This window comes from Streptomyces sp. NPDC027962, assembly GCF_055566095.1.
Window position 1 is genome coordinate 62,985 of the sequence record NZ_JBVHTA010000020.1, and the last position, 13,792, is coordinate 76,776.

General features: G+C 69.5%; 12 protein-coding genes and 1 pseudogene. 1 reads left to right on the forward strand and 12 read right to left on the reverse strand.

Annotation, left to right across the window (positions count from 1 at the left end; genetic code table 11):
• Nucleotides 1-127: 127 nt before the first annotated feature.
• The 3 genes from ACZ4SA_RS20030 to rsmI all read right to left on the reverse strand — a co-directional run bounded on the left by ACZ4SA_RS20030 (nucleotide 128) and on the right by rsmI (nucleotide 2,521).
• Complete coding sequence (locus tag ACZ4SA_RS20030) at nucleotides 128-991, reverse strand: TatD family hydrolase (protein ID WP_468276186.1); 864 nt, start codon at nucleotides 989-991, stop codon at nucleotides 128-130.
• 59 nt (nucleotides 992-1,050) lie between these two features.
• Nucleotides 1,051-1,512 (reverse strand): hypothetical protein, encoded by a 462-nt coding sequence (locus tag ACZ4SA_RS20035; RefSeq protein WP_468276188.1) that lies wholly within the window; start codon nucleotides 1,510-1,512, stop codon nucleotides 1,051-1,053.
• 121 nt (nucleotides 1,513-1,633) lie between these two features.
• Nucleotides 1,634-2,521: a 16S rRNA (cytidine(1402)-2'-O)-methyltransferase gene (gene rsmI, locus ACZ4SA_RS20040; RefSeq protein ID WP_468276190.1), complete on the reverse strand. Its 888-nt coding sequence runs from the start codon at nucleotides 2,519-2,521 to the stop codon at nucleotides 1,634-1,636.
• Nucleotides 2,522-2,574: 53 nt separating this feature from the next.
• On the opposite strand from rsmI, the gene ACZ4SA_RS20045 reads away from it, so the two are divergent.
• Nucleotides 2,575-4,305, forward strand: coding sequence for a dolichyl-phosphate-mannose--protein mannosyltransferase (locus ACZ4SA_RS20045; protein WP_468276192.1), 1,731 nt, complete (start codon nucleotides 2,575-2,577; stop codon nucleotides 4,303-4,305).
• A gap of 6 nt (nucleotides 4,306-4,311) precedes the next feature.
• Here ACZ4SA_RS20045 and ACZ4SA_RS20050 read toward each other — a convergent pair whose 3' ends face one another.
• The 9 genes and pseudogenes from ACZ4SA_RS20050 to ACZ4SA_RS20090 all read right to left on the reverse strand — a co-directional run bounded on the left by ACZ4SA_RS20050 (nucleotide 4,312) and on the right by ACZ4SA_RS20090 (nucleotide 13,765).
• The gene (locus tag ACZ4SA_RS20050) at nucleotides 4,312-4,761 is read right to left on the reverse strand and encodes a hypothetical protein (protein ID WP_468276195.1); all 450 of its coding nucleotides are present in this window, start codon (nucleotides 4,759-4,761) and stop codon (nucleotides 4,312-4,314) included.
• A 156-nt stretch (nucleotides 4,762-4,917) separates the two neighbouring features.
• Nucleotides 4,918-6,030 carry an HTTM domain-containing protein gene (locus ACZ4SA_RS20055; protein ID WP_468276343.1) on the reverse strand — a complete coding sequence of 371 codons (1,113 nt, stop codon included), beginning with the start codon at nucleotides 6,028-6,030 and terminating at the stop codon, nucleotides 4,918-4,920.
• A gap of 61 nt (nucleotides 6,031-6,091) precedes the next feature.
• Nucleotides 6,092-6,676 carry a DUF5819 family protein gene (locus ACZ4SA_RS20060; RefSeq protein ID WP_468276198.1) on the reverse strand — a complete coding sequence of 195 codons (585 nt, stop codon included), beginning with the start codon at nucleotides 6,674-6,676 and terminating at the stop codon, nucleotides 6,092-6,094.
• Nucleotides 6,677-7,033: 357 nt separating this feature from the next.
• Complete coding sequence (locus tag ACZ4SA_RS20065) at nucleotides 7,034-8,332, reverse strand: ice-binding family protein (protein ID WP_468276201.1); 1,299 nt, start codon at nucleotides 8,330-8,332, stop codon at nucleotides 7,034-7,036.
• A 661-nt stretch (nucleotides 8,333-8,993) separates the two neighbouring features.
• Nucleotides 8,994-9,359, reverse strand: a pseudogene (locus ACZ4SA_RS20070) (YbaK/EbsC family protein); the annotation flags it as partial.
• A gap of 67 nt (nucleotides 9,360-9,426) precedes the next feature.
• Nucleotides 9,427-11,070: a penicillin-binding transpeptidase domain-containing protein gene (locus ACZ4SA_RS20075; RefSeq protein ID WP_468276204.1), complete on the reverse strand. Its 1,644-nt coding sequence runs from the start codon at nucleotides 11,068-11,070 to the stop codon at nucleotides 9,427-9,429.
• 176 nt (nucleotides 11,071-11,246) lie between these two features.
• Nucleotides 11,247-12,038, reverse strand: coding sequence for an SDR family NAD(P)-dependent oxidoreductase (locus ACZ4SA_RS20080; protein ID WP_468276207.1), 792 nt, complete (start codon nucleotides 12,036-12,038; stop codon nucleotides 11,247-11,249).
• A complete protein-coding gene (locus ACZ4SA_RS20085; protein ID WP_468276345.1) occupies nucleotides 12,035-13,222 on the reverse strand; it encodes a serine hydrolase domain-containing protein in 1,188 nt (395 codons plus the stop codon). The genes ACZ4SA_RS20080 and ACZ4SA_RS20085 overlap by 4 nt, the downstream gene beginning before the upstream one ends.
• A 93-nt stretch (nucleotides 13,223-13,315) precedes the next feature.
• On the reverse strand, nucleotides 13,316-13,765 hold the full coding sequence (locus ACZ4SA_RS20090; protein WP_468276209.1) for an organic hydroperoxide resistance protein: 450 nt from the start codon (nucleotides 13,763-13,765) through the stop codon (nucleotides 13,316-13,318).
• Nucleotides 13,766-13,792: the final 27 nt, after the last annotated feature.

The window sequence follows — 13,792 nt, forward strand, 5'->3', positions numbered from 1 at the left end:
CCCACGCTCACGACGCTCCGTAAGGTCCGGTCAGCCAAGTGGCATCGGACAGTAGCGGAGCATTCGTCACTCTCCAAAGCGACTCGAACACTCTGGGTGGCAGAAGGGAGGGGTCGCCCCGATCCGGTCAGTAATCGAACGCGCGTGCGGTATTGGCTGCGATTGCCGCCGCCATGGTGTCCTCATCCACCCCTCTGACCTCCGCCATCGCGCGTAGCGTCACCGGAATCAGGTACGGCGCATTGGGCCGTCCGCGGTACGGCGCCGGCGTGAGAAAGGGCGCGTCCGTCTCGACGAGCACCAGCTCGGCGGGCGCCACCGCGAGGGCGTCACGCAGCTGCTGCGCGTTCTTGAAGGTCACGTTTCCCGCGAAGGACATGAAGTAGCCCGCGGCCGCGCACACCTGCGCCATCGCCGCGTCACCGGAATAGCAGTGGAAGACCGTGCGCTCCGGTGCGCCTTCCTCGGCGAGAATCCGCAGCACGTCCGCATGCGCCTCACGGTCATGAATGACGAGCGCCTTGCCGTGCCGTTTCGCGATCTCGATATGGGCCCGGAAAGAGCGTTCCTGCGCCGCCATCCCCTCGGGGCCCGTACGGAAGTAGTCGAGACCGGTCTCGCCGACGGCCTTGACCTCGTCGAGGGCGGCCAGCCGGTCGATCTCCGCGAGGGCGTCGTCGAGGGCGGCGTCCCCGCCCGCGTCCCTCGCACCCTGCCGCGACCAGCCCTCGGGATCCCCGAGCACGATCCGCGGGGCCTCGTTCGGATGGAGGGCCACCGCGGCGTGCACCTCCCGGTGCGCGGCGGCCGTCTCCGCGGCCCACCGGGAGCCCTTGATGTCGCAGCCGACCTGGACGACGCTGGTCACACCGACCGCGGCGGCCCTGGCGAGGGCCTCCTCGACGGTGCCGTCCTGCATGTCCAGATGGGTGTGCGAGTCGGCGACCTCGACACCCAGCGGTTCGGGCAGCGGCGGCGGTTTCGAACTCATGGGCGCGATCCTACGAGTCCCGCGCCGAGGCCCGCGCCCCTGGGTTCGACCGTGGTGACCTACTTGCGGTGCTGGAAGGGGTGCAGCAGGTCGGACAGGTGCCAGTGGCGCGGTTCGTCCGCGTCGCCTTCACTCCCCGGGGCGTCTGCCGCGGCCGGCGGCGCAGGAGACGCGGCCGTCTCCCGGTCGGGCTGCTGCCGTTCGCCCGGCACCGGCCCACCCTCTGCGACGGGCGCCCCGGAGGGCGTTGTCGCCCCTGCCAGTTGCGCCATCATGTTCTGCACCGAGGAGACTCGCCCCGCCCGCATGATCCGCACGACGTGTCCGCCGCAGTTGAGGCATGCCGGACTGGACAGCGGTGACGGAACACGCCGACCGTCCGTCTTGTAGACGAAGAATTCCTGACCCGACGTGTCGACGTGATGTTCGATCTCGTAGGACTGCTCCCACCCGTGCCCGCAGCGCATGCAGGCGAAGGAATATGCCTCATGAACCTTGGCGGTGCCTGTGGTCTCACTCATGCCGGCTGCTCCTCTCCACCGAACCAGTGGACGCCTTTTTCGGCGGGAGCGCATCAGCGCCTGTCGAGTCTTTGGTCCTTCCATACGGAAGGGGGCAGGACACGGTCTGCGCTTTGCCTATTCACGATAGTCCTTTACCCTCACCCGACGCCGGTCGAGCCGCATTCTTTGCCGCCACGACGGCATCGAACACCTCCCGTTTGGGAAGGCCCGCCTCCGCGGCAACAGCGGCGATGGCCTCCTTGCGCCGCTCCCCCGCCTCCTCGCGCACCCGCACCCGGCGCACCAGCTCGTCCGCGTCGAGCCCCTCGGCGCCGCGCTCCGGCGCGCCCTCCACGACGACGGTGATCTCGCCGCGCACGCCCTCGGCCGCCCAGGCCGCCAGCTCCCCGAGGCCCCCGCGCTTCACTTCCTCGTACGTCTTGGTCAGCTCGCGGCACACCGCCGCCCTGCGGTCGGCGCCGAAGACCTCGGCCATGGCGGCGAGCGTGTCGTCGAGCCGGTGCGGGGCCTCGAAGTAGACGAGGGTGCGCCGCTCCCCCTCGACCTCGCGGAGCCGGCCGAGCCGCTCCCCCGCCTTGCGCGGCAGGAAGCCCTCGAAGCAGAACCGGTCCACGGGCAGGCCGGACAGCGCGAGCGCGGTCAGCACGGCCGACGGTCCCGGCACCGCCGTGACCTTGATGTCCTTCTCCACCGCGGCGGCGACCAGCCGGTAGCCGGGGTCGGAGACCGACGGCATGCCCGCGTCGGTAACCAGCAGCACCCGCGCCCCGCCGGCCAGCGCCTCGACCAGCTCCGGTGTCCGGGCGGCCTCGTTGCCCTCGAAGTAGGAGACGACCCGGCCGCTCGTGTGCACACCGAGCGCCTGGGTGAGGCGGCGCAGCCGGCGCGTGTCCTCGGCGGCGACGATGTCGGCGCCCTGAAGTTCGGCGGCGAGCCGGGGCGGCGCGTCCGCCACGTCGCCGATGGGGGTCCCTGCGAGTACCAGCGTTCCAGTCACAGTGGCCATCCTCCCAGCACCGGGAGCACCGATCGCACAGCCGTGTTCCCTACGATGGCGCGGTGACCAGTACCGCGCCACAGCCCCTGCGGGGCAAGGACGACGCCGAACAGCAGCCGCCGGGTTGGGAGAACCGGCTGCGCCGCTTCGGCTACACGCCCCGGCCCGTGATCGGCTTGCGGGATCGCCTGGTGCCGCCGTACACGCGGCCGTCGGAGCGGCTGTGGCCCGTGTTCGGCATCCGCCGGGGTGATGTGGATCCGCTGCTGAAGATCGCCTCATGGGGCGGGCCGCTGCTGGTCGCACTGGTCGCGGGGGTGCTGCGGTTCTGGAACCTCGGCAAGCCGAAGGCGGTGATATTCGACGAGACGTACTACGCCAAGGACGCCTGGGCCCTGGTCAACCAGGGGTACGAGGGCAGCTGGCCCAAGAACGTCGACAAGTCGATCCTCGAGGACCCGTCCGCCGTCGCCGTCCCCACCGACCCCGGTTACGTGGTGCATCCACCGGTCGGCAAGTGGGTCATCGGCCTCGGCGAGAAGATGATCGACTTCTCGCCCTTCGGCTGGCGGTTCATGGTCGCCGTACTCGGCACGCTGTCGGTGCTGATGCTCTGCCGCATCGGACGCCGGCTGTTCCGCTCGACGTTCCTCGGCTGTCTCGCGGGCCTGCTGCTGGCGGTGGACGGCCTGCACTTCGTGATGAGCCGCACGGCGCTGCTCGACCTGGTGCTGATGTTCTTCGTGCTGGCGGCGTTCGGCGCGCTGGTCCTCGACCGCGACTGGTCACGGCGCAGACTCGCGGCGGCGCTCCCCGAGGACGACGACGGGGTACTGCGGCCGGACGCGTGGGTCGCGCAGACGGTGCGGCTCGGCTGGCGGCCGTGGCGGCTGACGGCCGGCCTGATGCTGGGGCTGGCGGCCGGCACCAAGTGGAACGGGCTGTTCGTGATGGCCGCGTTCTGCGTGATGAGCGTGCTGTGGGACGTGGGCTCGCGGCGCACGGCGGGTGCGGTGCGGCCCTACCTCGCGGTCCTGAAGAAGGACCTGGTGCCGGCCTTCATGTCGACCGTCCCCGTGGCGATCGTCACGTACATCGCCTCGTGGACCGGCTGGATCGTCACCGACAAGGGCTACTACCGGGACTGGGCCACCTCCGGGGGCGGCAAGCACAGCGACTGGAGCTGGCTCTTCCCCGACTGGTGGCGCAGCCTCTGGCACTACGAGAACCAGGTCTACGACTTCCACGTCAACCTGACCTCCGGGCACACCTACGAGTCCAACGCCTGGAGCTGGCTGGTGCTGGGCCGCCCGGTCTCGTACTACTACGAGGACCCGGCGCCGGGCGTCGCCGGCTGCCCGGAGGACGCCGCCGACAAGTGCGCCGCCGAGGTCCTGGCTCTCGGCACGCCGCTCCTGTGGTGGGCCGCCTGCTTCGCCATCTGCTACGTCGCGTGGCGCTGGCTGTTCCGCCGCGACTGGCGCGCCGGTGCGATCCTGTGCGCGATCCTGGCGGGCTGGGTGCCGTGGCTGCACTACCAGGAGCGGACGATCTTCCTCTTCTACGCGGTCGTCTTCGTCCCGTTCCTGTGTCTCGCGGTCGCGATGATGATCGGTGCGATCCTCGGCCCACCGGGCTCCGACGAACGCCGCCGCGCGATCGGCGCCATCGGGGCGGGCGTGCTGGTGCTCCTGATCATCTGGAACTTCATCTACTTCTGGCCCATCTACACGGGCACGCCGATCCCGCTGGACGAATGGCGCAACCGGATGTGGCTGGACACCTGGGTGTAGCTGGGATCAAGGCGGGCCCGGCACCTCTCGGTGTCGGGCCCGCCTTGGTTGTTGTTGGTGGTAACCGGTTGTCGTGAGTCGCCCTTTGACGGCCCACAGACGCCCTAACGATTGGCCTGCGAAAGCCACAAGCGCCAGGCGCCGGACCGTGTCCTCGTTCAGCCCTTCAGCGAGGCTTGCCACAGCAGCAGCATCTTCCGACCGCGCGACGGAGAGCCCTGCACGGGCAGGAGCGGCAGTCAGTACCTGATGACGGCGGTCAATGAGCCGCTCCTCATGGGCGCTGCGCTGCCGTTGCTCTGCCGGCAGCGCTGTCGCGGCCACACCGGGGCCGGGATCGAGCGTGGCAAGGTGCTGCCATTCGCCACCCTCGCCCGACGGCCCCCAGATTTCGAACAGCGGAGCCTGCCCACGTCCCTGCACCGTTCCGATCATGTCGTTGACGGCATCTTCCATGGGCTCTCGCGCGGGCCCTTCGGCGACGATTCTCCAACCGGTCTCGCGGCTGTGGTATACCGCGACGAACCGGGGGGGAGCCGTCGGGCGGTGCTGGCATGCCCGGTACCGGGGAGCGATTGCATCAGCCACTGCGTATCGCTCTCGACGGGATCGTCACCCAACTCCCGGGGGCGGAATTCCGACCGCTGCGCGGTGGAACGCTGCGTCGGTCTCAGCCGGCCGGTCCGGCTGCGGTGGTACGAGGGCGGATACCGGCCCGAGTGAGGCTCCCGCTCCCGTGACAGCTGTGGGCCGGAGGTTGCACCACCGCAGTCGCCCCAGGGAGCGATAGAAGCGGTCCGGCAGAAACACGGCGTCCGCGACGATCATCGCGCCGGAGAAGATCGGCAGTCCCATGACCACCGCAATATTCACGTGCATGCCCAGCAGCAGGACCAGGACGGGGTACTTGAGCCTGCCGAACAGGACAAACGGAAAGGCGACCTGCACCAGCACCGTCAGATAGCCAACGACTGCAATCAGCACGTGATGGCCGTCGATCATCTGGGACAACGCAGGCCAGGGCCGGAACAGGTCGATGTTCAGGACGTAGTGGAGGGCGGTGCCATCGCCCCACTTGACGCCCTGCACCTTGTACAGGCCCGCGCATCCGTAGAGGAAGCAGACCTGGGCGGCGATGACGAACATGCCGCAGTTGTGCAGCACAGTGATCAAGATGATGCGGGCGTCACCGAGCTGGTGCCGGAGACCGCCGCCGAGCCGGCCTGCCGTCTTGCCCGCCGACGCCTGGAGCCGGGTCCTTCGCGCGTCGAGGGACCAACGCCGGCCGCACGCGGTGAAGACGAGGTAGACGGCCATGAGGACCATGAGATTGTCCCCGCCATCCGCCATGAAGATCGCCCTAGCGTGGAACGACACCACCACGACCGCGAACAGCACGGACATCGCCCGGGTGCGCCAGCCCAACAAGAATAGCGCACACGTGACGAGAGCCACGGCATAGCAGACCTCGAAGTACACCCGGCTGTCGGACAGGGTGAGGACGCTGACCCACCCGCTCTGGTCGAACATCTGCCTGGCCAGCTCGGGCGTCCATGGTGAACCGGGGCCCCAGATCTCGTCGCGGTGTGGAAACTCGCGAAGCAGAAAAACGAGATAGAGCAGCCCGTACCCGATGCGCAGCATCGCCGCCGCGTACAAGGAGACCGGCCGCTCGGTCAGGAGGACGAGGAACGCATGGACCCGGTCGAGTACGCGCTGCGACATCCGCACGGCCGCCGGCTCGGTGCTGCGTGGGGGCGCTGTGGGCGCTGCGACCGGTGCCTGCTCAGTCCGTTTCATGCGAGGACACCTTCCACCAAGGCAGAAACCGGGTTTCAGCACGCGCCGTTGCCGCAGCGGCCGGCCGGAGACCGCCCGCTGCGCGGGGCGCGGGAATGGGCTGCGTGATGACCCGCAGTTGGATGGAGTCGAAGGTGCCGCCACGTTGGTCGGCGACACGGTCCGCTGCGATGTTGCGCAGATACTTCTCGATCATCACAGCACGGTTGGAGCGCGGCTGGTTGTCGCCGCCGTGCGTCTTGAGGTAGGAATTCCAAGCCTGGCGCAGCATGTTCTGTGCCGTATGGCTCGGGAAGACGTTGTGCTTGACGGCGGAATTGTCCCTGGCGGTCAGATCGATCCAGTCGCTCACCCGTGTGGTGCCATCCGGCGCTGTCCGCTTGGTCCTCGCAGAAATCTGCCGGTTGACCGACTGCGGATTCGGGGCGAAGAGGCGCCAGTTCTGCTCGAACACGGGCCGGACCCAGGCGTCGATCTGTCGGCTGTACGCCTTCGAGACGGCATTCGGAGGCGCCACGTGCAGAAACACCAGGAGCACATGGGCCAGAGCCACTGCAAGGCAGAGGGCCACCGCGGCTCCCGTTCCCGCAGTCAGCAGGCGGGGGGGCCCTGAAGTGTCACGAGTCATACGCAGTCCCCCACCACCGTCCTGTGCTACCGGCTCAGCGTCGATCCGCCGCGATTCCTTCGCATTCGTCGACTCAACGCCGCCCAGCACGGCCCCACCCGGCCCTTCCCATCCCGACTGCTCGCACCTGCTTCTCCTGCTTCTCCTGCTTCTGCGGGTGGCGCGCGACGGAATCGACGACGATCCGACGCGCGCCATCCGTCCCGCTCGCGTGTGGGGTCGACTACCCGTGCGCGCACTCCGCCGAGAGGACCCACGCGCGAACCACTAATCGCGCCGATCGGCGGGGGAACAACTCGCTCAGCGTTGAACGTGCATTTGTGCACCCTGCGCTTCCCCTCGCACTGCCGGGATTTCCGGGCTTCTCGCCGTATCGCCGTAGTCGTAACCGCCGTAGTAGTACCCGCCGTAGTCGTAACCGCCGTAGTGGTACCCGCCGTCGTGGTAACCGCCGTCGTGGTAACCGCCGTCGTGGTACCCGCCGTCGTGGTACCCGCCGTCGTGGTAACCGCCGTCGTGGTACCCGCCGTCGTGGTACCCGCCGTCGTGGTAACCGCCGTCGTCACCGGTCGCGGCATCACCCGTCGCGGCATCACCCGTCGCGGCATCACCCGTCGCGGCATCACCCGTCGCAGCATCACCCGTCGTCGTGGTGGTCGCAGCGTCACCGGTCGCGGCGTCACCGGTTGCAGCGTCACCCGTCGCAGCATCACCCGTCGCAGCATCACCCGTCGTCGTGGTGGTCGCAGCGTCACCGGTTGCAGCATCACCCGTCGTCGTGGTGGTCGCAGCGTCACCGGTTGCAGCATCACCCGTCGTCGTGGTGGTCGCAGCGTCACCGGTGGTTGTTGTGGTGGTGGTGCCCGCACACTCCGGCCTGGTGATCCGGTTGGTGTCCAGCGTCACGGCCTCAACCTCGGCCAGCGCGCGGCCGTCGATGCTCGCCTCCGTCGTTACGGTGATCGCTGCCTTGGCCATGATCGTGCCCACGAAGGTGGTGCCGGTGCCGAGTGTGGCCGAGCTGCCGATCTGCCAGAACACATTGCACGGCGATGCGCCGTTAATGAGGGACACGCTGCTGTTGCTCGCAGTCGTCAGCGTCGAACCGACCTGAAACACCCACACTGCGTTCGGGTCGCCCTGGGCATCCAGGGTGAGGGTGCCAGTGAGCCCGAGACTGGAAGAGGCGGTGTAGACGCCCGGAACCAGCGTCAAGCCACCGGCATCCGGGGGAAGGGCGCCATTCGATGCCTGTCCGGCAGCGTCGTTGTACGCCGCGACCAGGTCGGTCTTGGCTTGTTCGGCCACAGTGTCCCCGGAGTGCAAAGTCCCCCCGACCGTACCGGGCGGGAATCCGGAGATGGACGTCCCCGGATGCACTCCGACGTCTCCAGTGACCACTGAGGGCCCGGTGTTGGTGACCTCCGCGCCGGCCAGTACCGCGAAGCTTTCCGCGGTACCCAGATTTACAGGTGTTGCTGCATTCGCCCGTGTAGGCGTCACTGCGACTACGGCAAAGGCGACCAGCAGGGTGAGTACCCCGGCGATCCAAGCCGTCATTGTGCGCCGATGCGGCGCATCGGGAATATTCAGTGTCATCGAGGAGCCAACTCCTGTGGGGGTGGTGACGTCCGACGTTCCTCGTCGAACGGAATCGCCTCGCCTGTCGGCGGCATATTAAGCAGACACACAACCCCCGTTGCGATTCATCTGGGTGATGTCGCCGGAACCGACCGATACGCATCAAGAATGTATGACTAATAATAAGCTGGCTGGCCGTCACTCATCCGTGCGGCGATTCATCGTTGATGCAGTCAATCCCTCCTGATAGGCCGATCGTCGGCCTACTCCCGTCAGCGGAATAACCTGCGTCCAAGCTCCCGACGCGCTGTGCAGTGCCGGGATCGAACTCCCAATAAGGGAGCTGGAAAGCAACGTCCCGGCCGCCTCGCATCGCCGGATCATCTTCGGCACCGTGTCCGCCGCGTTCAGCGCTGCCATGGACGACGGCCTAATCCCGAAACACCCGTGCAAGGCCCGCTCGGTGCAGATACCGAAGCCAAGCCGCTCGCGGGTCGTCCCCTGGACAGCGAAGCAGGTATTCGGCGTACGGGCGGAGCTCCCGGAGCATCTGCGCGCGACCGTGGACGTTGCCAGCGGGTGCGTTCTACGGCAGGGGGGGTGTGCGGGCTCGCAGAAGACCAGCTGGATTACGAGGGCGGCTGGCTGTCAGTGACGCATCAGCTCAAGTGCATCCGCGGTGGCCGAAGGGCGGTACGCCCCCGATCGCGTATCCGGTCGTCTCCCGGACCAGGTCGGCATCGGCGCGCTCGACCGACTCGGCGCCGAGCTCCTGCCGTACCCGCTCGACGTCCACCCGCGAACCGCCGTCCATGAGCACCAGGACCGGCATGCCGTCCGCCCGGAAGATCAGCGACTTGACGATCTCGCCGACGTCGCAGCCGATCGCCGCGGCAGCCTGCGCGGCGATGGGGGTACCTCCCGTGCCCTTGGGGCTACGGGGGAGCGTGGCGTCCGGGAAGCGGCGTACCGGGACGTCGAGACCGAGCTCGTGCAGAGCCTCTGCGAAGCGGGGGTGGGTGTCGGCGGTGTCGTGAGTGCTCATGGCCCGCACGCCGGTAGCTGTACGGGCCATGCGACGTCGTTTCGTCCCCCTGGAACCTCTCTGGGCGTCAGCGGGCGTTCAGCACCGCTGCCACCACCGGACCGGCCGCGTCGCCGCCGTGGCCGCCGGAGTCCACGACCGCCGCGGCGGCGAGGTCGTCGGCGTACCCGGTGAACCAGCTGTTGGAGTCGCCCTGCCCGTCGACCTCGGCGGAGCCGGTCTTGGCGCCCTTGGTCCCGCCGACCGAGGCCATCGCGCGGGCAGCCGTACCCTCGCCCGTCGCCGCGGCGCTCATCAACTGGCGCAGGGTGCCCGCCATCGAGCCGGGAAGCGGTGTGGCGCGGGCCAGTTGGCGGCCGTCCAGGGACTGCGGCACGATCAACGGCTGGCGGAAGGCGCCGCCCTTCACGGTCGCGGCGATGGAGGCGACGTTGAGGGCGTTCATCTGGATCCTGCCCTGGCCGATGTAGGAGGCGGCGGTCTCCGACCCCGTCGAGGCGGGCACCGAGCCGTCCCGGGTGACGACCCCGGCCTGCCACTCCTCGCCGATGCCGAAGTACTTCCGCGCGGTGTCGCCCAGGGCGTCGCCCGCGCCTGTGCCGAGCGGCTTGACCGGCTTGATGAAGGTGGTGTTGCAGGAGCGCGCGAACGCCCGCTGAAGCGTCGTGCCGCCGAGCGAGAAGTCCTTGAGGTTGTGGAACTTGCGCTCCCAGACGACGGTCGCCGGGCACTCGACGGGCGAGCTCGGCCCGTTCACCAGCCCCTTGTCGAGCATCATCGCCGTGGTCACGATCTTCATCGTGGAGCCGGGCGCCTGGGCACCCTGGAGCGCCGTGTTGAACTCGGTCACCGGGTTGTTGGCCACCGCTCTGATCCGGCCGGTGCTGGGCTCGATCGCGACCACGGAGGCCTTGCTGTAGTTCTTCACCGCCTTCTCGGCGGCCGCCTGGGCCCCCGCGTCCAGATATGTCTGGAGCGTGCCCTCCTTGCCCTTGGTGAGCGCGAGCAGGGTCTTGTCCGGGACGTTCGCGTCGGTCGAGGTGATCGCCAGCTCGATGCCCGGGGTGCCGCCGGACTTGTCACCGTACTTCTCACGCAGCGTGCCGAGGACGGGCCCGAGCGAGGGGTATTTCTCCGCCGTCAGCTCCACGCCGTCCTTGTCGACCGCTTTGACCGGCGGGGCGGCGGCCTCCGCCGTCACCAGCGACGTGCCCTTGGTGAGCTGCGGGTGGACGACGGAAGGCTGCCAGTCCACCAGCGCCTTCCCGGTCGTCAGCCCGCGCACCACGGTCAGCTCGGAGGCGTAGGACCAGGGCTTGCTGGTCCCCTCGTACGACACCGTCGCCTCGACCGTGAACGGCACCTTCGCGCCCACCGCCGCGCCGGGCTTGATCTCGGCCTTGGTGACGTGCGCCTGCTCGCCGTATCCGCTCAGCAGCGGCTCCGCCTCGGCGGCGTTGTTGGTCAGCTGGGCCGCTTCGAGGCCCCTGCCCTCGGCCCAGGCGGCGAGGAAGTCCTTGGCGGTCTCCTCGATCTCGTCCGCGCTCGGCGGGCCGGTCTTCCTGGGCCCTGACTCGGACTTGGTGCTCGCGTTCGTGCCCCCGCCCGATCCGGTCAGCCCGTTGTACAGGTTGTAGCCTCCGTAGCCGACGCCACCGGCGACCACGGCGAACACGCCGCCGACGATGGCGACCTTCGCTCCACTGCGCATGACTGCAGCCCCCCTCCCCAGAGTGCACGCCTTGAACACGTTCAAGGCGCAGGTCGTCTGGCACTCTACGGGACGGGTGTGACAGGTGCGTCGGTCGTTATACGAACGCGACGGTGGGCGCGCGCCTTTGGCCGAAGGCGGCGCTGTCGTTGGCCGAACGCGGGCGCGCCAACGGCTCACACGTCCAGTACGCCCTGCTCCGCCTCATCCGCCAGCACCCGCTGAAAGGCCGTGTTCACCGCGAGCAGCCCACCGTCCACCCGCAGGGTCGTGCCCGTGACCCAGGAGGCGTCACGGGAGGCGAGGAACGCGACCGCCGCCGCGACGTCCTCGGGCTCGCCGACGCGGCCGAGGGGATAGACGCCGCTCAGGACCTCGAGGCTGTCCTGTCTGCCGTCCCACGACGGGGTGCGGATCGTGCCGGGCGTGACCTGGTTGACGCGGACGCCGCGGGCCGCCGCGTCGCCCGCCAGGGTGCGGGTGAGGGACGCCAGACCGGCCTTGGCCGCGCTGTAGGCGTGGTTGCCGAAGTCCTGTTCGCCGTTGACCGAGCCGATGTTGACGATCGCGCCACGGCCGTGCGCGGCCAGATGCGGCATCGCCGCACGGGCGCAGCGGAACGCGCCCGTCAGCGAGATGTCCAGGTCCCGGCTCCAGGCGTCGTCGGGCTGGTCCTCGATGAGCGGAGTGTCCGGGCTGCACGAGAACGCGTTGTTCACGAGGACGTCCAGGGTGCCGAAGCGCTCCACGGCGTATGCGACGGCAGCCTCGACCGACGCCCGGTCACCGACATCGCAGCGGAAGGCGGCAGCGTCCTCGATGGTGGCCGCGGTCCGCTCGGCGGCATCCGCGTCGATGTCCGTCACCAGGACCCGCGCGCCCTCGGACGCCAGCCTGCGTGCCGTCGCCCGGCCGATGCCGCGCGCGGCGCCCGTGATCAGTACGCCGTAGCCCTCGAAACGTCTCATAGCGCCGAACGTACCGCTCTGATCAGTGCCTGGGAGCGTGGATCGGCGGTGACGCCCTTGCGCATGCCGTTGGTCGTGTAGCCGAACGCGACGCCCGACTCGGGATCGGCGAAGCCGAGGGAGCCGCCGCGTCCGGGGTGGCCGAACGAGCCGGGGCCCAGCAGCGGCGACGCGGGGCCGTGGAGCATGAAACCGAGTCCGAAGCGGGTGGAGACGATCAGGACTCGGTCCGGTCCTGCGGACTCCTCCGTGCGGGCGAGGGTGAGGGTGGCCGGGGCGAACAGCCGGGGGCCGCCGTCGACCTCGCCGATGGTCGCGGCGTAGAAGCGGGCGAGCGCACGGGCGGTGGATATGCCGTTGGAGGCGGGCAGTTCGGCGGCGCGGTAGGCGGCGTCGTTCTCGGGCATGGGGTCTCCCCGCCGCAAGGCAGGGGAAGGGTCGATGGCCTCGAAGGCGCGGCGGGTGAGCGACTCGGGGTCGCGGTAGGCCTCGGCCACACGGCGCTTGGGCCGCAGCTTGAGGCCACCGCCCTGCGCGGTCTCCGGCTCCGCCACCGGGCCGAGCCGGCCGACGCGGTGGGCCTCGTCGCCGGGCAGCCCTATCCACAGGTCGAGGCCGAGCGGGCGGGCGATCTCCTCGGCGACCCAGCGCCCGATGGTGCGTCCGGTGACCCGGTGGACCAGTTCGCCGAGGAGCCAGCTGTAGGTCTGCGCGTGGTAGCCGTGGGCGGTGCCCGGTCCCCAGGCCGGTGCCTGCGCGGCCAGCGCGGCCGGTCCGCTCGCACCGTCCTCGGCCTCCGCGGGGGTGAGCGGACGGTCGAGCACGGGCAGCCCCGCGCGGTGCGACAGCAGGTGGCGTACGAGTACGCGCTCCTTGCCCGCCGCCTTGAACTCGGGCCAGTAGGTGCCGACCGGTGCGTCCAGGTCGATCTGGCCACGCTGGTGGAGCACGAGGACGACGGCGGCGGCGACGCCCTTGGTCGCCGAGCGCACGACCTGCGCGGTGTCGACGGCCCAGGGCTCGCGCCCGTCGACGTCGCGCGTGCCGGCCCACAGGTCGACGACCTTGCGCCCGTGCCGGTAGACGGCGACGGCGGCACCGCGCTCGCCGCGCTGCTCGAAGTTGCGTACGAAGGCGTCCTCGACCGCTTCGAAACCGTCCGCCACCGTGCCCCGGACGTCCATCACGTCTGCTCCTTCGCTGCCGTCCATCCCCCCATGGTGCAACGTGGTGCGGACAGCCAGGACCGCGGGGCGGCCGGGGCAGGCGGGCTCAGCTCAACTCAGCACGATGGACACGTCGATGTTGTCGCGGGTGGCGTTCGAGTACGGGCAGACCTGGTGGGCGGCGGACACGAGCCGCGTGGCGAGGTCCTGGTCGACGAGCGGCAACGAGACGTTGAGCGCGACCGCGAGCCCGTATCCCCCGGACCCGTTGGGGCCGATGCCGACCTTGGCGGCGACCGTCGAGCCGGTGAGGTCCAGTCCGGCGCGGCGCCCGACGAGGACGAGGGCGTTGTGGAAGCAGGAGCTGTAGCCGGCTGCGAAGAGCTGCTCCGGGTTGGTGCCGCGGCCGTCGCCGCCGAGCGCGGGCGGCATGGCGAGGCGGAGCTCGATCTGGCCGTCATGACTGGTCACATAGCCGTCGCGACCGCCGTGGGCGGTGGCCTCCGCCATGTACATGATCTTCTTCGGGCGGGTGTCGACCGTGTCGACCTGTTCGCTCATGCTGCGTCCCGAGGTGCGTGCGCCGAT